Source organism: Pseudomonas sp. B21-035, from assembly GCF_024748945.1.
Lineage (GTDB): Bacteria > Pseudomonadota > Gammaproteobacteria > Pseudomonadales > Pseudomonadaceae > Aquipseudomonas.
In genome coordinates this window covers 1,740,287-1,764,327 of the sequence record NZ_CP087179.1, presented here as the reverse complement: position 1 = coordinate 1,764,327, position 24,041 = coordinate 1,740,287, and the positions used below count along the sequence as shown (strand labels likewise).

At 61.9% G+C, this 24,041-nt stretch carries 21 protein-coding genes and 1 pseudogene; 18 read left to right on the top strand and 4 right to left on the bottom strand.

What is annotated here, in order from left to right; genetic code table 11:
- Positions 1-170: 170 nt before the first annotated feature.
- The gene (locus LOY22_RS08185) at positions 171-1,520 is read left to right on the top strand and encodes an NCS2 family permease (RefSeq protein WP_045200426.1); all 1,350 of its coding nucleotides are present in this window, start codon (positions 171-173) and stop codon (positions 1,518-1,520) included.
- A 180-nt stretch (positions 1,521-1,700) separates the two neighbouring features.
- Here the strand turns inward: LOY22_RS08185 and uraH are convergent, their stop codons facing one another.
- Positions 1,701-2,054, bottom strand: coding sequence for a hydroxyisourate hydrolase (gene uraH, locus LOY22_RS08180; protein ID WP_010225132.1), 354 nt, complete (start codon positions 2,052-2,054; stop codon positions 1,701-1,703).
- Positions 2,055-2,452: 398 nt separating this feature from the next.
- Here uraH and puuE point away from each other — a divergent pair, with 398 nt between their 5' ends.
- The 7 genes from puuE (at position 2,453) to LOY22_RS08145 (ending at position 9,436) form a co-directional block, all read left to right on the top strand.
- The gene (gene puuE / locus LOY22_RS08175) at positions 2,453-3,379 is read left to right on the top strand and encodes an allantoinase PuuE (RefSeq protein ID WP_045200424.1); all 927 of its coding nucleotides are present in this window, start codon (positions 2,453-2,455) and stop codon (positions 3,377-3,379) included.
- On the top strand, positions 3,379-3,894 hold the full coding sequence (gene uraD, locus LOY22_RS08170) for a 2-oxo-4-hydroxy-4-carboxy-5-ureidoimidazoline decarboxylase (RefSeq protein ID WP_045200422.1): 516 nt from the start codon (positions 3,379-3,381) through the stop codon (positions 3,892-3,894). The genes puuE and uraD overlap by 1 nt, the downstream gene beginning before the upstream one ends.
- A gap of 104 nt (positions 3,895-3,998) precedes the next feature.
- Positions 3,999-4,502 carry an ureidoglycolate lyase gene (locus LOY22_RS08165; protein ID WP_045200421.1) on the top strand — a complete coding sequence of 168 codons (504 nt, stop codon included), beginning with the start codon at positions 3,999-4,001 and terminating at the stop codon, positions 4,500-4,502.
- A 50-nt stretch (positions 4,503-4,552) separates the two neighbouring features.
- Positions 4,553-5,878, top strand: coding sequence for a urate hydroxylase PuuD (locus LOY22_RS08160; protein ID WP_045200420.1), 1,326 nt, complete (start codon positions 4,553-4,555; stop codon positions 5,876-5,878).
- A 133-nt stretch (positions 5,879-6,011) separates the two neighbouring features.
- Positions 6,012-7,367 carry a nucleobase:cation symporter-2 family protein gene (locus LOY22_RS08155; RefSeq protein WP_045200418.1) on the top strand — a complete coding sequence of 452 codons (1,356 nt, stop codon included), beginning with the start codon at positions 6,012-6,014 and terminating at the stop codon, positions 7,365-7,367.
- 133 nt (positions 7,368-7,500) lie between these two features.
- Positions 7,501-8,286, top strand: coding sequence for an outer membrane protein OmpK (locus LOY22_RS08150; RefSeq protein WP_045200416.1), 786 nt, complete (start codon positions 7,501-7,503; stop codon positions 8,284-8,286).
- Positions 8,287-8,647: 361 nt separating this feature from the next.
- Positions 8,648-9,436 (top strand): outer membrane protein OmpK, encoded by a 789-nt coding sequence (locus LOY22_RS08145; RefSeq protein ID WP_045200414.1) that lies wholly within the window; start codon positions 8,648-8,650, stop codon positions 9,434-9,436.
- Between the two features lie 104 nt (positions 9,437-9,540).
- On the opposite strand, the gene LOY22_RS08140 is transcribed toward LOY22_RS08145, so the two are convergent.
- Entirely contained in the window at positions 9,541-9,858 is a 318-nt protein-coding gene (locus tag LOY22_RS08140; RefSeq protein WP_213602029.1) for a hypothetical protein, read from the bottom strand.
- A 186-nt stretch (positions 9,859-10,044) separates the two neighbouring features.
- Between LOY22_RS08140 and LOY22_RS08135 the strand changes: the two genes are divergently transcribed.
- Positions 10,045-11,991: an LTA synthase family protein gene (locus tag LOY22_RS08135; protein WP_213602031.1), complete on the top strand. Its 1,947-nt coding sequence runs from the start codon at positions 10,045-10,047 to the stop codon at positions 11,989-11,991.
- Positions 11,992-12,006: 15 nt separating this feature from the next.
- On the opposite strand, the gene LOY22_RS08130 is transcribed toward LOY22_RS08135, so the two are convergent.
- Positions 12,007-12,915: a DUF808 domain-containing protein gene (locus LOY22_RS08130; RefSeq protein ID WP_258597094.1), complete on the bottom strand. Its 909-nt coding sequence runs from the start codon at positions 12,913-12,915 to the stop codon at positions 12,007-12,009.
- Between the two features lie 147 nt (positions 12,916-13,062).
- On the opposite strand from LOY22_RS08130, the gene LOY22_RS08125 reads away from it, so the two are divergent.
- The gene (locus LOY22_RS08125) at positions 13,063-13,671 is read left to right on the top strand and encodes a TetR/AcrR family transcriptional regulator (protein WP_010225109.1); all 609 of its coding nucleotides are present in this window, start codon (positions 13,063-13,065) and stop codon (positions 13,669-13,671) included.
- 111 nt (positions 13,672-13,782) lie between these two features.
- Here the strand turns inward: LOY22_RS08125 and LOY22_RS08120 are convergent, their stop codons facing one another.
- Positions 13,783-14,223, bottom strand: a complete 441-nt coding sequence (locus LOY22_RS08120) for a heme-binding protein (protein ID WP_045200407.1) — start codon at positions 14,221-14,223, stop codon at positions 13,783-13,785.
- Between the two features lie 256 nt (positions 14,224-14,479).
- Here LOY22_RS08120 and gcl point away from each other — a divergent pair, with 256 nt between their 5' ends.
- The 8 genes and pseudogenes from gcl to LOY22_RS08080 all read left to right on the top strand — a co-directional run bounded on the left by gcl (position 14,480) and on the right by LOY22_RS08080 (position 23,934).
- Complete coding sequence (gcl, locus tag LOY22_RS08115) at positions 14,480-16,255, top strand: glyoxylate carboligase (protein WP_045200404.1); 1,776 nt, start codon at positions 14,480-14,482, stop codon at positions 16,253-16,255.
- A gap of 57 nt (positions 16,256-16,312) precedes the next feature.
- Positions 16,313-17,094: pseudogene (gene hyi, locus LOY22_RS08110) on the top strand (hydroxypyruvate isomerase).
- Between the two features lie 117 nt (positions 17,095-17,211).
- Positions 17,212-18,105 carry a 2-hydroxy-3-oxopropionate reductase gene (locus tag LOY22_RS08105; protein ID WP_045200397.1) on the top strand — a complete coding sequence of 298 codons (894 nt, stop codon included), beginning with the start codon at positions 17,212-17,214 and terminating at the stop codon, positions 18,103-18,105.
- A 172-nt stretch (positions 18,106-18,277) separates the two neighbouring features.
- On the top strand, positions 18,278-19,546 hold the full coding sequence (locus LOY22_RS08100) for a glycerate kinase (protein ID WP_045200395.1): 1,269 nt from the start codon (positions 18,278-18,280) through the stop codon (positions 19,544-19,546).
- A gap of 1 nt (position 19,547) precedes the next feature.
- A complete protein-coding gene (gene pyk / locus LOY22_RS08095) occupies positions 19,548-20,963 on the top strand; it encodes a pyruvate kinase (protein ID WP_045200392.1) in 1,416 nt (471 codons plus the stop codon).
- A 122-nt stretch (positions 20,964-21,085) separates the two neighbouring features.
- Positions 21,086-21,970 carry an urea transporter gene (locus LOY22_RS08090; RefSeq protein WP_258597090.1) on the top strand — a complete coding sequence of 295 codons (885 nt, stop codon included), beginning with the start codon at positions 21,086-21,088 and terminating at the stop codon, positions 21,968-21,970.
- Between the two features lie 44 nt (positions 21,971-22,014).
- Complete coding sequence (locus LOY22_RS08085; RefSeq protein WP_045200389.1) at positions 22,015-22,839, top strand: ion transporter; 825 nt, start codon at positions 22,015-22,017, stop codon at positions 22,837-22,839.
- Between the two features lie 93 nt (positions 22,840-22,932).
- Positions 22,933-23,934: a sulfate ABC transporter substrate-binding protein gene (locus LOY22_RS08080; RefSeq protein ID WP_123568109.1), complete on the top strand. Its 1,002-nt coding sequence runs from the start codon at positions 22,933-22,935 to the stop codon at positions 23,932-23,934.
- Positions 23,935-24,041 lie beyond the last annotated feature (107 nt).

The following is a 24,041-nucleotide window of genomic DNA, read 5'->3' as shown; positions in this document are numbered from 1 at the left end:
ACATTATTTGCATTCTTTGTATACAAACGCATAATCCATCCGTGCAACTTCCTGACCCAGAAGTCAACAAACGGTCCGGTGGCCTGCCATCCCATCCGCCTCACAGAGCCCCCCAGTGCGTGCGCAGGACTGGTTCTGGAAAACAAGAAAAGACTTGAGGAGTACACGCTGTGGAAAGCCGCAAATCCGACGCCCCTACGCTGGATCTTGCCCCACCGCTCGAAACGAGCTGGCTGGAGCGGATTTTCAAACTCAAGCTACATGGCACCACCGTCAAAACCGAGATGATCGCCGGGTTGACCACCTTCATCACCATGGCCTACATCATTTTCGTCAACCCCAACATCATGGCCGATGCCGGCATCGATCACGGTGCGGCGTTTGTCGCCACCTGCATCGCTGCCGCCCTCGGCTGCCTGTTGATGGGCCTGTACGCCAACTGGCCGGTCGGCCTGGCACCGGGCATGGGCCTGAACGCCTTCTTTACCTACACCGTGGTCGGGACCATGGGCTACACCTGGGAAGCCGCGCTGGGCGCGGTATTTGTCTCCGGGGTGCTGTTCATGCTGCTGACTTTGTCGCGGGTGCGCGAATGGCTGCTCAACAGCATTCCGGTCAGCCTGCGCCATGCCATGGGTGCCGGCGTCGGATTGTTCCTCGGACTGATCGGTCTTAAAACCGCAGGGATTGTCGTCGACAGCCCGGCGACCCTGATCAAGCTCGGCTCGCTGCACGAGCCCGGCCCGCTGCTGGCAGCCATCTGCTTTCTGATGATCGCGGTGCTCAGCTACCACCGGGTGTTCGGCGCGATCCTGATCAGCATCATCAGCGTCACCCTCGCCGGCTGGGGCCTGGGCCTGGTCGAGTACGGCGGCTTGTTCTCGCTGCCGCCGAGCCTGGCACCGACCTGGATGGCCATGGATGTTGCCGGGGTGTTCAACGTCAGCATGATCGCGGTGGTGTTTGCCTTCCTCTTCGTGCACATGTTCGACACCGCCGGCACCCTGATGGGCGTGGCCCAGCGGGCCGGCCTGGTGAATGCCGACGGGCGCATCGAGAACCTGTCACGGGCGCTTAAAGCAGACAGCGCCTCGAGCGTGTTCGGCGCGGTGGTTGGTGTACCGCCGGTGACCAGCTATGTAGAGAGCGCGGCAGGTGTCGCCGCCGGCGGCCGTACCGGGCTGACTGCGGTGGTAGTCGGCCTGTTCTTTATCGCCGCCATGTTCTTCGCCCCGCTGGCCGGGATGATTCCTGCCTACGCCACCGCTGGCGCGCTGATCTATGTGGCGATGCTGATGATGGGCAGCATGGCCCACATCAACTGGGATGAAGCCACTGACAGCATCCCGGCGATCGTCACCGCGATCATGATGCCGCTGACCTTCTCGGTCGCCGACGGCATCGCCCTGGGCTTTATCACCTATGTGGTGCTCAAGGCCGGGACCGGACGCTACAAGGAGATCTCGGCCAGCCTGTGGGTGCTGACGGCGATCTTCATTGCCAAGTTTGTGTTCCTGTAAACAAGGCGATTGCGAGACAAGGGCCTCACCTTCGGGTGGGGCTTTTTGTTGTGTGCGAGGGACCTATCGCGGGTCAAGCCCGCTCCTACACCCGCGATGAGGCCGCAGAAAAATCACAGGCAAAAAAAAGCCCGCAGTGTGAGCGGGCAAGGGACCTACGAAGATTCTTCTAGCGACCAACTAGCTTCCACGATAGGTCGAGTAACTGTAAGGCGAGATCAACAGCGGCACGTGGTAGTGATCCTGTTCGGCGCTGATGCCGAAACGCAGTACCACCACGTCAAGAAAAGCAGGCTCGGGCAGTTGTACGCCGCGGGCACGGTAGTAGTCGCCGGCGCTGAACTGCAGCTGGTAAACGCCGCTGCGGTAATCATCGCCTTGCAGCAGCGGTGCGTCGCAACGGCCATCGCTGTTGGTCAGGGTAGTGTTCACCAGTTCCAGCTGCTGGCCTTCGACCCGGTACAGCTCGACCTTGATCGAGCTGCCAGGGCAGCCATGAGCGGCATCCAGTACATGCGTGGTCAAACGTCCCATTGCTTGCTCGCCTCTGTTCTATCTGTGGGCAAAAAATACCCGCACGCCAGCGTCAGGAAGCCCGACAACGTGCGGCTGTCGGATTATTAAGACATTTTTCTATGAAATTGTACACAATAATTCGGTATTCTTTCCTTGCACGCCGCTCATCCCCTGTAAATAGGCCATCAGTCGAAAAACCACGCCAATAGCCGACGCATCCGTCATTAGCTGACCGATCAGGCAGGTTTCTTGCAGGGCTCCTTATAGAGGTGGGAGTGGCCAAAAAGGCAAAGAAAAGCGAAAAAACAGGCTTACAAATCGCAAACAAAGTTGTATACAATCATTCCATCGTCGTGGCCGATACCCTACCCGGGTGCCCACGCCCTCCGTATTCACGTACAAGAAGGAAGACTGCAGTGAGCGCTGATTACCCTCGCGACCTGATCGGTTACGGCAACACCCCACCTCATCCGCGCTGGCCGGGGAATGCCCGCATTGCTTTGTCTTTCGTGCTCAACTACGAAGAAGGTGGCGAACGCAACATCCTTCACGGTGACAAAGAGTCCGAAGCCTTCCTCTCGGAAATGGTCGCCGCCCAGCCGCTGCAGGGCGCGCGCAACATGAGCATGGAATCGCTGTACGAGTACGGCAGCCGTGCCGGCGTCTGGCGCCTGCTCAAGCTGTTCAAGGACACCGGCGTGCCGCTGACCATCTTCGCCGTGGCCATGGCCGCCCAGCGCCATCCGGACGTGATCCGCGCCATGGTCGAAGCCGGCCACGAGATCTGCAGCCACGGCTACCGCTGGATCGACTACCAGAACATGGACGAGGCCCAGGAACGCGAGCACATGCTCGAAGCCATCCGCATCCTCACCGAACTCACTGGTGAACGGCCGCTGGGCTGGTACACCGGCCGTACCGGGCCGAACACCCGGCGCCTGGTGATGGAGGAAGGCGGCTTCCTCTACGACAGCGACACCTACGACGACGACCTGCCTTACTGGGAACGCAACAACCCCACCGACAAGCCGCACCTGGTGATCCCCTACACCCTGGACACCAATGACATGCGCTTCACCCAGGTACAGGGTTTCAATTGCGGCGAGCAGTTCTTCCAGTACCTCAAGGACGCCTTCGATGTGCTCTACGAAGAAGGCGCCGAGGCGCCGAAAATGCTCTCGATCGGCCTGCACTGCCGCCTGATCGGTCGCCCGGCGCGCCTGGCTGCGCTCAAGCGCTTCGTCGAGTACGCCAAGAGCCATGACCAGGTCTGGTTCGCCCGGCGCGTGGACATCGCCCGTCACTGGCATGCCACCCACCCTTTCCAAGCCGAGAACGCCTAATGACCGCATTCAAGACCCTGAAGCCTTCGACCCTGGACCGCACAGCGTTTGTCGAAGCCTTCGCCGACATCTACGAACACTCGCCATGGGTTGCCGAAAAGGCCTACGACCTCGGCCAGTTGCACGAAGCCGACCAGATCGAAGCCCTGCACCAGCGCATGAGCGACATCCTCCTGAGCGCCGACCACGCCGCCCAGCTGGCGCTGATCAATGCTCACCCGGACCTCGCCGGCAAGGCCGCGATCCAGGGTGAGCTGACCGAATCGAGCACCAATGAACAGGCCGGCGCCGGTATCCACCAGTGCACCGCCGAAGAGTTCGAGCGTTTCACCGAACTCAACGATGCCTACAAAGAAAAGTTCAAGTTCCCGTTCATCATGGCGGTCAAAGGCAGTAACCGGCACCAGATCCTCGCCGCCTTTGAAAAGCGCATCCACAACTCGGTCGAGGCCGAGTTCAAGGAAGCGCTGGCGCAGATCAACCTGATTGCCCTGTTCCGCCTGCTGCAGCTTTAAGGGCGTCGACCGCCGGGCTGGCCCGAGTGCGCGACGCGAGCGTACCCAGGGCCTGACCGGCGCCACAACGGCACCCTCCACAACACAGAATAAAGAGAATCCGCATGCGCACTTTAGTGATTGAGCCCCTGAGCAAAGAAGCCTTCGCCCCTTTCGGTGACGTGATCGAAACCGACGGCAGCGACCACTTCATGATCAACAACGGCTCGACCATGCGCTTCCATCGTCTGGCCACGGTCGAAACCGCACAACCCGACGACAAGGCGATCATCAGCATCTTCCGCGCCGATGCGCAGGACATGCCCCTGACCGTACGCATGCTGGAGCGCCATCCGCAGGGCAGCCAGGCTTTCATTCCGCTGCTCGGCAACCCCTTTCTGATCGTGGTCGCGCCCGTTGGCGATGCACCTGTATCAGGCCTGGTCCGTGCCTTCATCAGTAATGGAAGGCAGGGCATCAATTACCATCGCGGCGTCTGGCACCACCCGGTGCTGACGATCGAAAAGCGGGATGACTTCCTGGTGGTTGATCGCAGTGGCACTGGCAACAACTGCGATGAGCATTTTTTCAATGAGGATGAGCAATTGATCCTCGCCCCCCACCAATAAGAGAAGACCTGAGCGCCCGGCTACAGGGTGCCAGGGTAGAGGTAAAGACTGTGGAAGCACATCTGTTGGAATGGCTGAACCTGAGCGTGCGTTGGGTTCACATGATCACTGGCGTGGCATGGATTGGCGCGTCGTTCTACTTTGTCTGGCTGGAAAACAACCTCAACCGGGCCAACCCGCGCGACGGTCTGTCCGGCGATCTCTGGGCGATTCACGGTGGCGGGATCTACCACCTGGAGAAGTACAAGCTGGCTCCGCCAAAAATGCCGGAGAACCTGCACTGGTTCAAATGGGAAGCCTACTTCACCTGGATGTCGGGTATCGCCCTGCTGTGCCTGGTGTTCTACTGGAACCCGACCCTCTACCTGCTGGCCCCTGGCAGCACCCTGAGCGGTGGTGAAGGGATTGCCATCGGTGTCGGTTCGCTGATCGCCGGCTGGTTCATCTACGACTTCCTCTGCGACTCGCCACTGGGCAAGCGCCCTGGCCTGCTCGGCCTGGTCCTGTTCGTGCTGGTCATTGCCGCCTGCTACGGCTTCAGCCAGGTGTTCAGCGGCCGCGGCGCGTACCTGCACACCGGCGCGATCATCGGCACCATCATGGTCGGCAACGTGTTCCGCATCATCATGCCGGCCCAGCGCCAGCTGGTGGCCGCCATCGAAGCCAACCAGACCCCCGACCCGCTGCTGCCGGCCAAGGGCCTGCTGCGTTCGCGACACAACAACTACTTCACCCTGCCGGTGCTGTTCATCATGATCAGCAACCACTTCCCGAGCACCTATGGCAGCCAGTACAACTGGTTGATCCTGGGCGGTATCGCGGTGGCTGCGGTGTTGGTGCGTCACTACTTCAACACCCGTCATGACAGCAACAAGTACGCCTGGACCCTGCCGGTCGGCGCCCTGGCGATGATCTGCCTGGCTTACGTTACCGGCCCTGCGCCGATGCCGACTGCGCCACAGCAGGCCGCCGCCAAGGTTGAGTACCAGCCACTGCCGGAAACCGCCCTGGGTGGCAAGACCGCTGCCGAGAAAGCCGCCGAACAAGCTGCCGCCCCTGCCCAGCCAGCCGCCCCTGCTGCTGCCCCGGCCGAGGCCACCGCCAAGCTCGACGATGCCGGTTTCGACAAGATCCACAGCGTCATCCAGGAACGCTGCGCGGTGTGCCATTCGGCCAAGCCGACCAGCCCGCTGTTCAGCGCCGCCCCTGCCGGGGTGATGCTCGATACCCCGCAGCAGATCCAGCAACAGGCCGCGCGCATCCAGGCGCAAGCGGTAGCCACGCAGATCATGCCCCTGGGCAACATCACGCAGATGACCCAGCAGGAACGTGAACTGATTGGCGCCTGGGTCGCCAAGGGAGCACCGACCAACTAAGGCAGCCGCAAGCTGCCAGCTGTAAGCGGCAAGCAAAAAAAAGCTGCAAGCCAAGCGCGACCTCCTGCTTCTTCTTGAAGCTTGGCGCTTGAAGCTTGCAGCTCCAAGAATAAAAACAAAACCGAGGTGTTGCATGTCCGAGTCACGCAAGGCGTACATCCCTGTTGCGCCCCCACGACAGCCACTGCCCCTGTTCCAACTGTTCCTGGTGGGTCTGCAGCATGTGTTGCTGATGTACGGAGGCGCGATTGCCGTGCCGCTGATCATCGGTCAAGCCGCCGGACTTTCTCGTGAAGAAGTCGCTTTCCTGATCAATGCCGACCTGCTGGTCGCTGGTGTCGCCACCATCGTCCAGTCGTTCGGCATTGGTGCTGTCGGCATCCGCATGCCGGTGATGATGGGCGCAAGCTTTGCCGCGGTCGGCAGCATGGTGGCCATGGCCGGCATGCCCGGCGTCGGCCTGCAGGGGATTTTCGGCGCGACCATCGCCGCCGGCTTCTTCGGCATGATCATCGCGCCGTTCATGTCCAAGGTGGTGCGCTTCTTCCCGCCCCTGGTGACCGGCACGGTCATCACCTCGATCGGCCTGTCGCTGTTCCCGGTTGCCGTCAACTGGGCCGGCGGCGGCGCCGATGCCGCACCCTTCGGCTCCCCCGTGTACCTGATCGTCGCCGGCCTGGTGCTGGCCACCATCCTGCTGATCAACCGCTTCATGCGTGGCTTCTGGGTCAATGTCTCGGTGCTGATCGGCATGGGCCTGGGCTACATCATCGCCGGCTCCATAGGCATGGTCGACCTCACCGGCCTGAGCGAAGCGCCCTGGGTCCAGGTCGTCACCCCGCTGCACTTCGGCATGCCGACCTTCAGCCTGGCGCCGATCCTGTCGATGTGCCTGGTGGTGGTGATCATCTTTGTCGAGTCCACCGGCATGTTCCTCGCCCTGGGCAAGGTCACCGACCGTGAAGTCACCCCGGGCATGCTGCGCCGCGGCCTGATGTGCGATGCCGGCGCATCGTTCGTGGCCGGCTTTTTCAACACCTTTACCCACTCCTCGTTCGCCCAGAACATCGGCCTGGTGCAGATGACCGGCGTGCGTTGCCGCTACGTTACGGTAGTTGCCGGAGGTTTTCTGATCCTGCTCAGCCTGCTGCCAAAAGCGGCGTTCCTGATTGCCTCGATTCCGCCAGCAGTACTCGGCGGCGCCTCGATTGCCATGTTCGGCATGGTCGCCGCCACCGGCATCAAGATCCTCCAGGAAGCCGACATCGCCGACCGTCGTAACCAGTTGCTGGTGGCCGTCAGCGTCGGCATGGGCCTGATCCCGGTGGTGCGCCCCGAATTCTTTGCACAGATGCCGCAGTGGATGGAACCGATCACCCATAGCGGCATTGCCATGGCCACCGTCAGCGCGTTGATCCTCAACCTGCTGTTCAACATCCTCGGTGGCGCCGAGCGCGCCGCCCACAACGATACCGCCCACCAGCACTGAGCCTTTGGGCGGCGCTTGCCGCCCGGCGTCACCCGAGCAACATGCAAGGCCGTCGACCCGTGGGAGCGGGTCGGCCGGGGCGCTTCGCGCCAAAAAACCGAAAACCAACAATAACAAAGCCGGGAATCACAACATGAAAGGCATCACCACTTCCCTCCTGCTGGGTAGCAGTCTGCTGGCCACATTGCCAGCCGCCGCAGGGGACTTGCTGCTCTGGCACACCAACAGCCTCACCTACCTCTACGGCAAGGACTTCCAGGTCAACCCGGCGATCCAGCAGACGCTGACCTTCGAACACGCCAACAAGTGGAAGTACGGCGACACTTTCCTGTTCATCGACAAGATCTTCTACAACGGCGGTACCGACCGCAACAAAGGCAGCAACACCTACTACGGTGAGTTCAGCCCGCGGCTGTCGCTAGGCAAGATCTTCGATCGCAAATTCGAGTTCGGTCCGATCAAGGACGTACTGATCGCCATGACCTACGAGTCGGGCGAAGGCGACAACGAGGCCTACCTGATCGGCCCCGGCTTTGACCTGGCGATTCCCGGCTTCAACTACTTCACCCTCAACATCATGCAGCGCAACACCGAAGGCAGCCGCCCAGGTGATCGTGTCTGGCAGATTACCCCAACCTTTTCCTACACCATCCCCGTGGGCAAGTCCGACGTGCTGATCGATGGCTACATGGACTGGGTGGTGGACAACGATCAAACCCGGCGCGGCACCTACCACGCCAACCTGCAGTTCAACCCGCAGGTCAAATACGACCTGGGCAAGGCCCTGAACCTGGGCGCCAAGCAGTTGTACGTAGGTATCGAATACAGCTACTGGAAAGACAAATACGGTATCGAGAACAGTGGGAAGCTCGACACCAACCAGAGCGTTACCAGCGCCCTGGTTAAGGTTCACTTCTAAAAGCTGACCAAACGCACAGTTTTTGCCACACCTGCTCCAGGACGGAGCACTTGAGGACCGGCGCGCAAGCCAGTAATCTGCGCGCCCCCTCGCTCAGGGCAGGACGGATCCTGTCTGCGTTTGCTGACCGCTCAGTCAATGAATTCGGGCGGTTGGCAAGCGTCACGCCATCCAGCAATACCCTTTTCATCTGTTCAGTCTGACGTCGAGCAGGATTGTTGAGCCAGCCCCAAAAAGTTGGCCCAGCTCTTGCCAAACAGCTGTGGCCAATCGAAAAAAACTGACTCAGAAGACAAGTAATTACCCAAAAGGTGCCACACCAGAGCACCGACACAGAATCAATCAAGGGAGCAACTACGCGATGCGTATTACCAACAGCCTGATCCTCGCCAGCGGCCTGCTGGCGGCCAGCACCGGCGCCAGCGCCGGTGACCTGCTGCAATGGCAGAACAACAGCCTGACCTACCTGTGGGGCAAGAACTTCGCCGTCAACCCGTCGATCCAGCAGACCGTGACCTTCGAGCACGCCGATGCCTGGAAGTACGGCGACAACTTCATCTTCGTCGACAAGATCTTCTACAACGGCGACAAGGACTTCAACAACGGCCCCAACACCTACTACGGCGAGATCAGCCCGCGCCTGTCCTTCGGCAAGATCTTCGACCAGAAGCTGGCCTTCGGCCCGGTCAAGGACGTGCTGCTGGCCATGACCTACGAGTTTGGCGAAGGTGACACCGAGTCCTACCTGATCGGCCCGGGTTTCGACCTGGACATCCCGGGCTTTGATTACTTCCAGCTGAACTTCTACCAGCGCCACACCGAAGGCAGCCGCGCCGGTGACAACGTCTGGCAGATCACCCCGGTATGGTCCTACACCATTCCCGTGGGCAAGTCCGACATCCTCATCGATGGTTTCATGGACTGGGTCGTCGACAACGATGCCACCAGCCGCCGTGGTACCTACCACGCCAACCTGCACTTCAACCCGCAGGTCAAATACGACCTGGGCAAGGCGCTGAACTGGGGCGAGAAGCAGTTGTATGTCGGTTTCGAATACGACTACTGGAAGAACAAATACGGCATCAAGGACAGCGATGCCTTTGATACCGATCAGAACACGGCCAGCTTCCTGGTCAAAGCGCACTTCTGATCTGCACGAATACAAAGTTGCGCCCTGCATGGGCGCAACTTTTATAAGCAAGTCAAACTTCGGAAATCTCTTACATCAACTAAGGTGTTTTCCTACAAACGAATTCAACCGATACTCGCGCGCCGCAGATTCAGACGCAGATACAAACCAGCAGCCGCAAGCCCCGGTGCAATAACCCCAAAAACCAACAGACTGAATAACACCGCCCGGTGATCGATCAGGCGCAGTACATCTGCCAACAGGATTCCCAGGCAGACCAGCACGCCCAGCCCAGCCACGCCCAGGCAACTGCCCGGCACAGTAGCAAAGCGACGCCTGCGCGCGCAAAGCAAAACCATGACGCACAGGCTGGTCCAGGCCAATGCAGTGGCCATGTACAAGCCCAGGTGAAAGACATCGTAGGTCAATGTTCTGAAGGGCATTCATGGGCTCCTTATTTAGTTATCAGGGGCGATTATCATTAGCGCCTCGTGCGCATCCTTGCGGCATGAAAGAACTATCACTATAAACTACAGACAAACTTCTTCACTGCATTTATTTGACAATTTTTTCTCATTTCAAGCGTTAGTTTGCCGCCCCACCTCCCCTGCAATAACAAGGCAAACGCCATGCACGCTACACGCTCAGCGCCGGTGCGCTATCTACTGCTATTAACGTCGTTGTGGTTGGTTATTTTCTTACTGACAAGAAGCGCCCTGTACTTCACTCACCTGAGTGAAGCCGGGGGGCATTTTTTCTCGATCTTTACCACCGGCCTGGTCTATGACCTGGGCTTTCTGATTTATGCCGCCCTGCCCCTGGCCGTCTACCTGCTGCTGTGCCCGGCGCCGCTATGGCGGTTGCGGGCGCATCGCGGGTTGCTGCGAGTGGTGATGTTCGCCAGCGTATTCATCATGTTGTTCGTCGCCGTTGCCGAATGGCTGTTCTGGGACGAGTTCGGCGTGCGCTTCAACTTTATCGCCGTGGACTACCTGGTGTACTCCGATGAGGTACTGAACAACATCCTCGAGTCCTACCCCATCGGCCTGATTCTCAGCGTACTGGCACTGGTCGCGCTGGTAGTGACCCTGGCAATTGCCAAACCGTTGCGCCAGGCCCTGGATGCACCTTTGCCCAGTTGGCGTAAACGCCTTGCCAACCTTGCTGGCCTGGCACTGCTGGTTGGCTGTTGCGCGCTGTTGATCAACCAGGACATGCCCCGCGGCCAGGGTGGCAATGCCTACGCCCGCGAACTGGCAAGCAACGGGCCGTACCAGTTCTTTGCCGCGTTTCGCAACAACGAACTGGACTATTCACAGTTCTACGGCAGCCTCAGCGAAAGCGAATCCACCCAGTTGATCCGCGCCGAACTGCAAGAACCCAATGCACGCTTCGTCGATCAGGAACCCATGGGCATTCGCCGGGAAATTACTGCCTCGGGCAGCCCGCGCACGCCGAATATCGTCCTGGTTACCATCGAGAGCCTGAGCGCCAAGTACCTGGGCAGCAACGGCGATACCCGCAACCTTACCCCCAACCTCGACGCACTGCGCAAGCAGAGCCTGTACTTCAACAACTTCTATGCCACCGGCACGCGCACCGACCGCGGTCTGGAGGCGATCACCCTGTCGATGCCGCCAACGCCCGGGCGTTCGATTGTCAAGCGCATCGGCCGTGAAAGCGGCTTCGCCAGCCTTGGCCAGCAACTGGCCGAAGTCGGCTATGACAGCGTGTTCGTCTACGGCGGGCGCGGCTATTTCGACAACATGAACGCGTTTTTCAGCGGCAACGGCTACCGGGTCGTCGACCAGAGCAGCGTTGCCGAAGCCGACATCAGCTTCAAGAATGCCTGGGGCATGTCCGATGAAGACCTGTACACCCAAGCGCTAAAACTGGCGGACGCCGACCACGACAACCAGGTGCCGTTCTTCCTGCAACTGATGACCACCTCCAACCATCGTCCCTACACCTACCCCGATGGCCGTATCGATATTCCATCAGGCAATGGCCGCGACGGCGCGGTGAAGTACACCGACCATGCCATCGGGCGCTTTTTGCAACAGGCCCGCAGCAAACCCTGGTTCGACAACACCCTGTTCATCTTTGTCGCCGATCACACGGCCGGGAGTGCCGGCAAGGAGGACCTGCCGGTCAGCAACTATCAGATCCCGCTGTTCATCTACGCCCCGAAGCTGATCGAAGCGCGCGAGGAGTCAAAACTGGCCAGCCAGATCGACCTCGCACCGACCCTGCTGGGCCTGTTGAACATGAGCTACACCTCGACCTTCTTCGGTCGCGACCTGATGCTCGATGACCGCCTGCCACCGCGGGTACTGATCGGAAACTACCAGCACCTGGGCCTGTTCAACGGCCAGGACCTGGCCATCCTCAGCCCGCGTGACGGCTTGCGCCGCCACAACCAGGCGCTGGGTGAAAGCCAGGAAGTGAACAGCAGCACCAGTGACCCGTTGATCCAGCGCGCAATCGCCTACTACCAGGTCGCCAGCTACGGTTTCACCCACCACCTGCTCGACTGGCTGCCCGCAGCCAACGAGCGCACAGCACTGAAGAACTGATCGAACCTCGCGGCATCAGGCTCTGGCAGCACGCCAGAGCTTGCCGATGACCGCCACCACCGCCAGTACCGCGGCGCCGGCAAGGATACCGACGCCGGCGTTGAGCAAGGCGCCGGTCAAGGCGCCGCCGCGGCCTGCGCTGAAGGCTTCAATGGCATGGTGCAGCGGCGCCACGCCGTGCACCAGAATCCCGCCACCGACCAGAAACATCGCCGCCGTGCCGATCACCGACAGGCTTTTCATCATGTACGGCGCCGCGCGCAGGATGCCGTTGCCGATCGCCTTGGCGGCGCTGGAAGCCTTCTGGGTCAGCCACAGGCCCAGGTCATCGAGCTTGACGATGCCGGCCACCAGGCCATAAACACCGATGGTCATGACAATGGCGATGCCCGAGAGCACGATGATCTGCTGGGTCAGCGGCGCATGGGCGACCGCGCCCAGGGTGATGGCGATGATCTCGGCCGAAAGGATGAAGTCTGTGCGCACCGCGCCCTTGATCTTGCCTTGCTCGAAGGCCACCAGGTCGACTGCTGGGTCCGCCACCGCCTCGGTCAGCGCCGCATGCTCGGCCTGGTCTTGCTCCTTGCTGTGGAGGAACTTGTGCGCGAGCTTTTCGAAGCCTTCAAAGCACAGGAACGCACCGCCGACCATCAGCAGCGGCGTCACCGCCCAGGGGATGAAGGCGCTGATCAACAGCGCCGCCGGCACCAGGATCAGTTTGTTGAGGAACGAGCCCTTGGCCACCGCCCAGACCACCGGGATTTCCCGCTCGGCGCGCACGCCTGTAACCTGCTGAGCATTGAGCGCCAGGTCGTCGCCCAGCACCCCTGCGGTCTTTTTTGCCGCGACCTTGGTCATTACCGAGACATCGTCGAGTACCGTGGCGATATCGTCGATCAATACCAGAAGACTGCTTCCTGCCATGTTTGCCTGATTCCAGCGGGTTGAGAGGGCCACAGTCTAGCTCAAAGTCGCCACCTTGAGCCGCTTGCGAACCCGGTGCTACCATGCGCAACCGCCCTCCCAGGCCCGGGTGCCGCCAGCGGCCAGACACGAGGAACAGCGTCAACCATGAGCAGCATTCGCGAGCGCAACAAAGAACTGATCCTGCGCGCGGCCAGTGAAGAGTTTGCCGACAAGGGCTTCGCTGCCACCAAGACCAGCGACATCGCGGCCAAGGCCGGCCTGCCCAAGCCCAACGTCTATTACTACTTCAAGTCCAAGGAAAACCTCTACCGCGAGGTCCTGGAAAGCATCATCGAACCGATCATGCAGGCGTCGACACCGTTCAATGCCGACGGCGATCCCAAAGAAGTGCTGAGCGCCTACATCCGCTCCAAGGTGCGCATCTCCCGCGATCTGCCGTTCGCCTCCAAGGTGTTCGCCAGCGAGATCATGCACGGCGCGCCGCACCTGAGCCCGAGCCAGGTCGAGCAGCTCAACGACCAGGCCCGGCACAACATCGAGTGCATCCAGGCGTGGATCGACCGCGGCCAGATCGCCCCGCTCGACCCGCACCACCTGATGTTCAGCATCTGGGCCGCGACCCAGACCTACGCCGACTTCGACTGGCAGATCTCGGTGGTCACCGGCAAGGCCAAGCTCGATGACAGCGATTATGAAGCGGCGGCGCAGACCATCATTCGTTTGGTGCTCAAGGGCTGTGAGCCGGACGCTTGATCGGTAGTGCATCCATCGCGGGTCAAGTCGAGTCGTCGCACCGCCGCTCCCACAGGGTCAGGTGATTGTGGGAGCGGCGGTGCGACGACTCGACTTGACCCGCGATACATTTTAAGCCGCTACACCGGCATCCGCCGTCAACCCCGCCTCTTCGATCGCACTGATCGCGCACTGCTCGTCGATATCCGACGTATCGCCACTGATACCGATCGCCCCCAGCACCACGCCCTGCTGATTACGAATCAGCACCCCACCCGGCGCCGGCACCACCGGGCTTTGACCCAGGCCATTGAGCGCGGCGAAGAACGCCGGGCGCTGTTGCGCGTCCAGCGCCAGCAGGCGCGAGCCCTTGCCCAGGGCAATTGCGCCCCAGGCCTTGCCCATCGCCACTTGCGGGCGCAGCAGGCTGGCGCCGTCTTCACGCTGCAGGGCCAGCAGGTGACCGCCGCTGTCCAGCACCGCCACGGTCAGCGGCGCGGAGGAGATCTTGCGCCCGGCCACCAGCGCAGCGTTCACCAGGCTGACAGCGACTTTCAGGGTCAAAGCGTTCATGGAAAGGTCCTCTTGTTGTTAGAAGCCCGAGGGCAGGTGTAAAAATCAATAGAACAAATAGAACACAATGGCGAATATTTTTGTATACAATAATTTCGACGCGATGAACCAATTCTGACGAAACGCCATTTTTAAAGGCTTCCCGACGAAAGCGCCGATCGCCGATGAAAATGGATTGACCAGAGTCGCCTGGCGTGAATACACTCTGGTGAAAAGCCATTTGTATACAATTACAAAATCAAAGAGGCACAAAACCATGAGCAAAATGAGAGCAATTGATGCAGCCGTTCTGGTGATGCGCCGCGAAGGTGTGGAAACCGCGTTTGGCATTCCGGGTGCAGCCATCAACCCCCTGTACTCGGCCCTGAAGAAAGTCGGCGGTATCGATCACGTCCTCGCTCGTCACGTTGAAGGCGCCTCGCACATGGCCGAGGGTTACACCCGCACCAAGGCCGGCAACATCGGCGTGTGCATCGGCACCTCCGGCCCTGCCGGCACCGACATGGTCACCGGCCTGTACAGTGCCTCGGCCGACTCCATCCCGATCCTGTGCATCACCGGCCAAGCGCCGCGTGCCCGCATGCACAAGGAAGATTTCCAGGCCGTCGACATCACCAGCATCGTCAAGCCGGTGACCAAGTGGGCGACCACCGTTCTGGAACCCGGCCAGGTGCCATATGCGTTCCAGAAAGCCTTCTATGAAATGCGCTCCGGCCGCCCAGGCCCGGTGCTGATCGACCTGCCGTTCGACGTGCAGATGGCCGAGATCGAATTTGACATCGATGCCTACCAGCCGCTGCCGGTGCAAAAGCCTGCGGCCAACCGTGTCCAGGTCGAGAAAGCCCTGGCCATGCTCGACACTGCCGAGCGTCCATTGCTGGTTGCCGGTGGCGGCATCATCAACGCCGATGCCTGCGACAAGCTGGTGGAATTCGCTGAGCTGACCGGTATCCCGGTGATCCCGACCCTGATGGGCTGGGGCATCATCCCTGACGATCACCCGCTGATGGTCGGCATGGTCGGCCTGCAGACCTCGCACCGCTACGGCAACGCCACTATGCTCAAGTCCGACGTGGTGCTGGGTATCGGCAACCGTTGGGCCAACCGTCACACCGGCTCCGTTGACGTCTACACCGAAGGCCGCCGCTTCATTCACGTCGACATCGAGCCGACCCAGATTGGCCGCGTTTTCACCCCGGACCTGGGTATCGTTTCCGACGCTGGCGCCGCCCTGGACGTGTTCCTGGAAGTGGCCCGCGAGTGGAAAGCCGCCGGCAAGCTCAAGGACCGCAGCGCCTGGCTCGAAGACTGCCAGCAGCGCAAGTCGAGCCTGCAGCGCAAGACCCACTTCGACAACGTGCCGGTCAAGCCGCAGCGCGTTTACCAGGAAATGAACCAGGTGTTCGGCAAGGACACCTGCTACGTCAGCACCATCGGTCTGTCGCAGATCGCCGGCGCACAGTTCCTCCACGTCTACAAGCCGCGCCACTGGATCAACTGCGGCCAGGCCGGCCCGCTGGGCTGGACCATTCCTGCGGCGCTGGGCGTGGTCAAGGCCGACCCGACTCGCAAGGTCGTGGCACTGTCGGGCGACTATGACTTCCAGTTCATGATCGAAGAGCTGGCAGTGGGCGCGCAGTTCAACCTGCCCTACGTCCACGTGCTGGTGAACAACTCCTACCTGGGCCTGATCCGCCAGGCCCAGCGCGGCTTCGAGATGGATTACTGTGTGCAGCTGGCGTTCGAGAACGTCAACGCGCCGGAACTCAACGGTTATGGCGTCGATCACGTCGCCGTGGTCGAAGGCCTGGGCTGCAAGGCCCTGCGCGTGACCGAGCCTGGCGAGATCGCCCCGGCCCTGCTCAAGGCGCAAAAGCTGGCTGAAGAGTTCCGGGTACCGGTGGTGGTCGAGGTTATCCTCGAGCGCGTGACCAACATTTCCATGGGCACCGAAATCAACGCGGTCAACGAATTCGAAGACCTGGCCCTGGTCGGCAACGACGCGCCAACCGCGATTTCCCTGCTCGACTGATCGCTGCGAAGGCCCTGCTGCCGGGTGCACAGGGCCCCTTTTTGCAAGGAGACAACCATGCCACGTTTCGCCGCCAACCTGTCCATGCTGTTCACCGAGCAGGACTTCCTCGCCCGTTTCAAGGCTGCTGCCGACGCCGGCTTCAGCGGTGTCGAGTACCTGTTCCCGTACGACTTCAGCTCGGCTGAAATCAAGCAGCAGCTCGATGCCCACGGCCTGACCCAGGTGCTGTTCAACCTGCCGGCCGGCGACTGGGCCAAGGGTGATCGCGGCATCGCCTGCGACCCGGCCCGTGTCGAGGAATTCCGCGCCGGTGTCGATCTGGCCATCGCCTACGCCCAGGTGCTGGGCAACACCCAGGTCAACTGCCTGGCCGGCATCCGTCCACAAGGCCCGGACTGCGCCACGGTGCGCAAGACCTTCGTCGACAACCTCAAGTTTGCCGCCGACAAGCTGCAGGCCGCCGGGATCAAGCTGGTCATGGAAATGATCAACACCCGCGACATCCCGGGCTTCTACCTGAACACCACCAAACAGGCGCTGGAGATCCAGGCCGAGGTGGCGAGCAGCAACCTGTACCTGCAATACGACATCTACCACATGCAGATCATGGAGGGCGATCTTGCCCGTACCGTGCAGAGCAACCTGGCCAAGATCAACCACATCCAGCTGGCCGACAACCCGGCCGCAACGAGCCGGGTACTGGCGAGATCAACTATCGCTTCCTCTTCGAACACCTGGACCGTATCGGCTACCAGGGCTGGGTGGGCTGTGAATACAAGCCGCTGACCACTACCGAAGCGGGCCTTGGCTGGCTGAAGACCCATAACGCGATTTAAGGATTCCCTGTAGGAGCGGGCTTGCCCCGCGATAGCGGCGGTACGGCCACTTTCGAATCGCGGGGCAAGCCCGCTCCTACAGTGCCCTGCATCCAACAATTACAAGAGGCATTTCTCATGGCTAAAATCGGATTTATCGGCACCGGCATCATGGGCCGCCCAATGGCGCAGAACCTGCAAAAAGCCGGTCACAGCCTGTTCCTCTCGACCCACCACGACGCCGCGCCTGCCGACCTGGTCGCCGCCGGCGCCGTAGCCCTGGCCAACCCGAAAGAAGTGGCCCAGGAAGCTGAATTCATCATCGTCATGGTCCCCGATACCCCGCAGGTTGAAGCGGTGCTGTTCGGCGACAACGGCGTGGCCCAGGGCGTCGGCCCGAACAAGGTGGTGATCGACATGAGCTCGATCTCGCCAACCGCCACCAAAGCCTTCGCCGAGAAGATCAAGGCCACCGGCGCCACCTACCTCGACGCGCCGGTGTCCGGCGGTGAAGTCGGTGCCAAGGCCGCGACCCTGAGCATCATGGTCGGCGGCTGCCCGAACGCCTTCGAACGCGCCCTGCCGCTGTTCCAGGTCATGGGCAAGAACATCACCCGCGTCGGCGGCAGCGGCGACGGCCAGACTGCCAAGGTCGCCAACCAGATCATCGTCGCCCTGAACATCCAGGCGGTGGCCGAAGCGCTGCTGTTCGCCGCCAAGAACGGCGCCGACCCTGCCAAGGTGCGTGAAGCACTGATGGGCGGCTTCGCTTCGTCGAAAATCCTCGAAGTGCATGGCGAGCGCATGATCAAGGGCACCTTCGACCCGGGCTTCCGTATCAGCCTGCACCAGAAAGACCTGAACCTGGCCCTGCAAGGTGCCAAGGAACTGAACATCAACCTGCCCAACACCGCCAACGCCCAGCAAGTGTTCAGCACCTGCGCGGCCATCGGCGGCGCCAACTGGGACCACTCGGCGCTGATCAAGGGCCTTGAGCACATGGCCAACTTCTCGATCCGCGGTGAAGAGTAAGAGGCCAGTTGCAAGCTTCAAGCTGCAAGTAAAAGCAGGCCGCGCGTCGATCCGCTTTCTCTCGCGGCTTGGAGCTTGAAGCTTGCCGCTTTCAGCGCCCCTGGGTCGGCCTGCACGGAGGCGGGCCCAGGGGCGTTTTTGATTCTGAAAAACAATAAGATTGGAGCCTGCCATGTCGGTCGATCCGCAACACTTTCTGCGCGAGCTGTTCGCCACGGCCATCGATGCCGCGCATCCCCGCCAGGTCCTTGAAGCCCACCTGCCCAGCGACCGCAGCGGTCGCGTCATCGTCATCGGCGCCGGCAAGGCTGCCGCGGCCATGGCTGAAGTCGTCGAGCGCGCCTGGAAGGGCCCGGTTTCCGGCCTGGTGGTTACCCGCTACGGCCATGGCGCCAGCTGCTCGAAAATCGAAGTGGTCGAAGCCGCCCACCCGGTCCCGGATGCCGCCGGCCTGGCCGTGGCCAAGCGGGTACTGGAAATGGTCAGCAACCTCACGGCTGACGACCGGGTGATTTTCCTGCTCTCCGGCGGTGGTTCGGCGCTGCTGGCGCTGCCTGCCGAAGGCCTGACCCTGGCCGACAAGCAACAGATCAACAAGGCCCTGCTCAAATCCGGCGCCACCATCGGCGAGATGAACTGCGTGCGCAAGCACCTCTCGGCGATCAAGGGCGGGCGCCTGGCCAAGGCTTGCTGGCCGGCCACCGTCTATACCTATGCGATTTCCGATGTACCCGGGGATCTGGCCACGGTCATTGCCTCCGGCCCCACCGTGGCCGACCCGAGCACCTCGGCCGAAGCCCTGGCGATCCTCAAGCGCTACAACATCGAAGCGCCTGCTGCGGTCACCGCCTGGCTCAACAACCCGGCCTCCGAGACCGTCAAGGCTGACGACCCGGCCCTGGCCCGCAGCCACTTCCAGCTGATCGCCCGGCCCCAGCAGTCGCTGGAAGCGGCAGCGGTCAAAGCCCGCCAGGCCGGCTTCAGCCCGCTGATCCTTGGCGACCTCGAAGGCGAGTCGCGCGAGGTGGCCAAGGTCCATGCCGGCATCGCCCGGCAGATCGTCCAGCACGGCCAGCCGCTGTCGCCACCCTGCGTGATCCTCTCCGGTGGCGAAACCACCGTGACCGTGCGCGGCAATGGCCGTGGCGGGCGCAACGCCGAGTTTTTGCTGAGCCTGACCGAAAGCCTCAAGGGCCTGCGCGGGGTCTATGCCCTGGCCGGTGACACCGATGGCATCGACGGCTCCGAAGACAACGCCGGCGCACTGATGACCCCGGACAGCTACGCCCGCGCCGCGGCCCTGGGCCTGTCGGCCAGTGACGAGCTGGACAACAACAATGGCTACGGCTACTTCGCCGCGCTCGATGACTTGATCGTTACCGAGCCGACGCGGACCAACGTCAACGATTTTCGCGCCATCCTGATTCTCGAGAGTGCCTGACATGACGCCTGATAAAAAAGTCAAAATCCTTGCCACCCTCGGTCCTGCGATCAAGGGCATCGATGACATCCGCCAACTGGTCGAGGCCGGGGTGAACATCTTTCGCCTGAACTTCAGCCACGGCGAGCACGAAGACCACGCCCTGCGCTACCAGTGGATCCGCGAGGTGGAGAGCCAGCTCAACTACCCGCTGGGCATCCTCATGGACCTGCAGGGGCCTAAACTGCGCGTCGGCCGTTTTGCCGAGGGCAAGGTCCAGCTGCAACGCGGCCAGGCCCTGCGCCTGGACCTGGACAGCACCCCGGGTACGCTTGAGCGGGTCAACCTGCCGCACCCGGAAATCATCGCTGCGCTGGAGCCGGGCATGGACCTGCTGCTCGACGACGGCAAGCTGCGCCTGCGGGTGACCGCCAAGCACAGCGACGCGATCGAGACCGAAGTGCTCAATGGCGGCGAGTTGTCCGACCGCAAGGGCGTCAACGTGCCGCAAGCGGTACTCGACCTCAGCCCGCTGACCGCCAAGGACCGCCGCGACCTGAGCTTCGGCCTGGAGCTGGGCGTGGACTGGGTGGCGCTGTCGTTCGTACAGCGCCCGGAAGACATCGTCGAAGCGCGCCAGCTGATCGGTGACCGTGCCTACCTGATGGCCAAGATCGAGAAGCCCTCGGCGGTGACCCAACTGCGCGCCATTGCCGAGCTCAGCGACGCGATCATGGTTGCCCGTGGCGACCTGGGCGTGGAAGTGCCGGCCGAAAGCGTGCCGCAGATCCAGAAGAGCATCATCAACACCTGCCGCGAACTGGGTAAACCGGTGGTGGTGGCCACACAGATGCTCGAATCGATGCGCTTCTCCCCGGCCCCGACCCGCGCCGAAGTCACCGACGTCGCCAACGCCGTGGCCGAAGGCGCCGATGCGGTGATGCTCTCGGCCGAGACCGCTTCGGGCGACTACCCGCTGGAAGCGGTACAGATGATGAGCAAGATCATCCGCCAGGTGGAGAACGGCCCGGACTACCAGGCGCAACTCGACGTCGGCCGGCCGAAAGCCGAAGCCACCGTGTCGGATGCCATCAGCTGCGCAATCCGCCGCATCAGCGGCATCCTGCCGGTGGCGGTGCTGGTCAACTACAGCGAATCGGGGGCTTCGACCCTGCGCGCTGCGCGCGAGCGGCCACGGGCGCCGATCCTCAACCTGACGCCCAACCTGTCCACCGCCCGGCGCCTGAGCGTGGCCTGGGGTGTGCATTCGGTGGTCAACGATCGCTTGCGCCAGGTCGACGAGATCTGCTCCACCGCCCTGGAGATCGCCCAGGCCCAGGGCATGGCCAGCCGCGGCGACACGCTGTTGATCACTGCCGGTGTGCCTTTTGGCAAGCCGGGGTCGACTAACACGCTGCGGATCGAGACCTTGATCTGAGGTAGACCGCTCCCACAGGTTTGTGGGAGCGGGCTTGACCCGCGATGAATGCAACACAAACCCCAGGTGGGACAACCCGGCCCAAAGAGGCTCCCCACTCCACATCAACCCAGACTGCCCCCATGTACACCAAGAATTTCGTCAACCCGTGCCCCGACTGGGCCACTGCCTTGCTCAACGGCTTCAGCCAGGTGCTGCTGCAGCGCAATCCGCTGTGTGGCCTGTGCTGCCTGCTGGCTATCACCCTGACCGCGCCCGACCTGGTCGGCGGCGCGCTGCTCGGGGCCCTCGCCGGGCTGCTGACTGCCCAGCGCCGTGGCTACAACCGCACTGACCGCCAGGCCGGCCTGTACAGCTACAACGGCGTGCTGATTGGTCTGCTGATCAGCTATGCCCTGCCCTGGTCGGCGATTCTGCCGCCACTGATCATCGCCGCTGGCGGCCTGAGCAGCATGCTCGTGCACCAGTGGCTCAAGCGCGGCCCCAGGCAACTGCTGCCTGCCTATACCGCGCCGTTCGTGTTGCTCGGCTGGGCCGCCCTGGCCATGGCCGAACCCGCCAGCGCCACCAGCACCAGTGTCGAGGCCAACCCGCTGTTCGCCCTGGCCCGCGGCCTTGGGCAGATCTTCTTGCTCGACCAGCCGCTGGCCGGCGTGCTGATCGCCCTCGGCCTGCTGATCTCCAATCGCTACGCCGCCGTCTGGGCCCTGCTCGGCTCGGCCATCGGCGGCAGCGTGGCGTTGCTCGGTGGCGAGGCCACGGCGGCCTACAACGGCCTGTTCGGTTTCAATGCCGCCCTCGCCGCCCTGGCCTTCAGCCAGGAACGCCAGCGGCCCTGGCTGCCGCTGCTGGCCATCGTCCTGGCAATTGCCCTGCAACCAGCGGTGAGCCTGCTGCCGGTCGCCGGCCTGACCGCGCCGTTCATTCTCGCCTGCTGGCTGCTGCACGCCGGTGGCCGCCTGCTGCGCTTGCCGGCATCCCACAGCCGGCGTCGCTTGCACAGCTGAGGTGCAGCCCCTAGGCTCTGCCCATCTGCCTTTGGAACGAGCCTATGGACACCCCTTCGAGCTGGCGCGAGCGGCTCTACGTCATCGTCTTTCAAACCGACACCACGGCCGGCCGGCGCTTCGACAAGATCCTCCTGCTGATCATTCTCGCCAGCCTGGTAACGGTGATCCTCGACAGCATCGACGAGGTGCACCAGGGTTATGCCGGGTTGCTGGCGGCCGTCGAGTGGGGCTTTACCGCGATCTTTCTGGTCGAGTACCTGATCCGCTTGTATTGCTCGCCCAAGCCCTTGCGCTACGCCTTCAGTTTTTATGGCCTGGTCGACCTGCTGGCGATCGTCCCGGGGATCATCGCCCTGTACTACAGCGACGCCCAATACCTGCTGATCATCCGCGTCGTACGTATGCTGCGGATCTTTCGCGTGCTCAAGCTCAGCCCCTACCTCAAGCAGGCCCATTACCTGCTCGCGGCGCTGCGCGGCAGCAAGCAGAAGATCATCGTGTTCCTGCTCAGCGTCTCGACCCTGGTCACCGTGTTCGGCACCCTGATGTATGTGGTCGAAGGTCCCGAGCATGGCTTTACCAGCATCCCCAAGGGCATCTACTGGGCGATCGTCACCCTGACCACGGTCGGCTTTGGCGACATCGTGCCCAAAACCCCGCTGGGCCAGGTGTTGTCGTCGATGGTGATGATCACCGGTTACTCGATCATCGCCGTGCCCACCGGGATTTTCACCGCCGAGCTTGCCAACGCCATGCGCGGCGAACAGCTACAGCACGACTGCCCGGTGTGCCGGAAAAACAGCCACGAGCACGGCGCGGCGTTCTGCTCGCGCTGCGGCAATGCGCTGTTTAAAAAAATGGAATAAGCAAAGCACTTTTTAATCTTTTAGCGCCTAAAGCCCAACCGTTATAGTCGCTGGCATAATGCCTTTAACGCTAACTCGAACAAGGAATGCGCAGTGAAAAAACTCTTCAGTGCCTCGCTTCTGGCCGCAAGCCTCGCCTTCGGCTCCGTGGCCCAGGCTGCTCCGGCGCCGCTGCTGAACGTCTCGTACGACGTGATGCGCGACTTCTACAAGGATTACAACGCCGCGTTCCAGAAGCACTGGGAAGCCGAGCACAAAGAGAAGATCACCGTGCAGATGTCGTTCGGTGGCTCGAGCAAGCAGGCCCGTTCGGTAATCGACGGCCTGCCGGCTGACGTCATCACCATGAACATGGCCACCGACATCAATGCCCTGGCCGACAACGGCAAGCTGGTGCCGGACAACTGGGTCACGCGCCTGCCGAACAACAGCGCGCCGTTCACCTCGGCCACTGTGTTCATCGTGCGCAAGGGCAACCCCAAGGCCCTGAAAGACTGGCCCGACCTGCTCAAAGACGGCGTCCAGGTCATTGTGCCAAACCCGAAAACCTCCGGTAACGGCCGCTACACCTACCTCTCGGCCTGGGGCTATGTGCTGAAGAACGGCGGTGACGAGAACAAGGCCAAGGACTTTGTCGGCAAGCTGTTCAAGCAGGCGCCAGTGCTCGATACCGGTGGCCGCGCCGCCACCACCACCTTCATGACCAACCAGATCGGCGACGTGCTGGTGACCTTCGAGAACGAAGCCGAAATGATCGCCCGCGAGTTCGGTCGTGACCAGTTCGAAGTCATCTACCCAAGCGTCTCCGCCGAAGCCGAGCCACCGGTGAGTGTGGTCGACAAGGTGGTCGAGAAGAAAGGCAGCCGCGCCACCGCCGAGGCATACCTGAAATACCTGTGGTCGCCTGAGGCCCAGGAAATCGCCGCCAACAACTACCTGCGTCCGCGTGATCCAGCGGTGCTGGCCAAGTACACCGACCGCTTCCCGAAAGTCGACTTCCTCTCGGTCGAGAAGACCTTCGGTGACTGGCGCACCGTGCAGAAAACCCACTTCAACGATGGCGGGATTTTCGACCAGATCTACACCGGGCAGTAATGGCCTCATCGCGGGTCAGTCGAGGTGACGCCTCGACTTGACCCGCGATTGCTTCACCCCCTATCGAACTTACCCTCCCATTTGCTGATCAGTTCATTGACTACCCT

Bases quoted from the DNA above. Each gene is read 5' to 3' on its own strand.
- uraH (WP_010225132.1), bottom strand. From the start codon at position 2,054: ATGGGACGTTTGACCACGCATGTACTGGATGCCGCTCATGGCTGCCCT.
- uraD (WP_045200422.1), top strand. From the start codon at position 3,379: ATGACCGCATTCAAGACCCTGAAGCCTTCGACCCTGGACCGCACAGCG.
- LOY22_RS08165 (WP_045200421.1), top strand. From the start codon at position 3,999: ATGCGCACTTTAGTGATTGAGCCCCTGAGCAAAGAAGCCTTCGCCCCT.
- LOY22_RS08155 (WP_045200418.1), top strand. From the start codon at position 6,012: ATGTCCGAGTCACGCAAGGCGTACATCCCTGTTGCGCCCCCACGACAG.
- LOY22_RS08150 (WP_045200416.1), top strand. From the start codon at position 7,501: ATGAAAGGCATCACCACTTCCCTCCTGCTGGGTAGCAGTCTGCTGGCC.
- LOY22_RS08145 (WP_045200414.1), top strand. From the start codon at position 8,648: ATGCGTATTACCAACAGCCTGATCCTCGCCAGCGGCCTGCTGGCGGCC.
- LOY22_RS08140 (WP_213602029.1), bottom strand. From the start codon at position 9,858: ATGCCCTTCAGAACATTGACCTACGATGTCTTTCACCTGGGCTTGTAC.
- LOY22_RS08135 (WP_213602031.1), top strand. From the start codon at position 10,045: ATGCACGCTACACGCTCAGCGCCGGTGCGCTATCTACTGCTATTAACG.
- LOY22_RS08130 (WP_258597094.1), bottom strand. From the start codon at position 12,915: ATGGCAGGAAGCAGTCTTCTGGTATTGATCGACGATATCGCCACGGTA.
- LOY22_RS08125 (WP_010225109.1), top strand. From the start codon at position 13,063: ATGAGCAGCATTCGCGAGCGCAACAAAGAACTGATCCTGCGCGCGGCC.
- LOY22_RS08120 (WP_045200407.1), bottom strand. From the start codon at position 14,223: ATGAACGCTTTGACCCTGAAAGTCGCTGTCAGCCTGGTGAACGCTGCG.
- gcl (WP_045200404.1), top strand. From the start codon at position 14,480: ATGAGCAAAATGAGAGCAATTGATGCAGCCGTTCTGGTGATGCGCCGC.
- LOY22_RS08105 (WP_045200397.1), top strand. From the start codon at position 17,212: ATGGCTAAAATCGGATTTATCGGCACCGGCATCATGGGCCGCCCAATG.
- LOY22_RS08100 (WP_045200395.1), top strand. From the start codon at position 18,278: ATGTCGGTCGATCCGCAACACTTTCTGCGCGAGCTGTTCGCCACGGCC.
- pyk (WP_045200392.1), top strand. From the start codon at position 19,548: ATGACGCCTGATAAAAAAGTCAAAATCCTTGCCACCCTCGGTCCTGCG.
- LOY22_RS08090 (WP_258597090.1), top strand. From the start codon at position 21,086: ATGTACACCAAGAATTTCGTCAACCCGTGCCCCGACTGGGCCACTGCC.
- LOY22_RS08085 (WP_045200389.1), top strand. From the start codon at position 22,015: ATGGACACCCCTTCGAGCTGGCGCGAGCGGCTCTACGTCATCGTCTTT.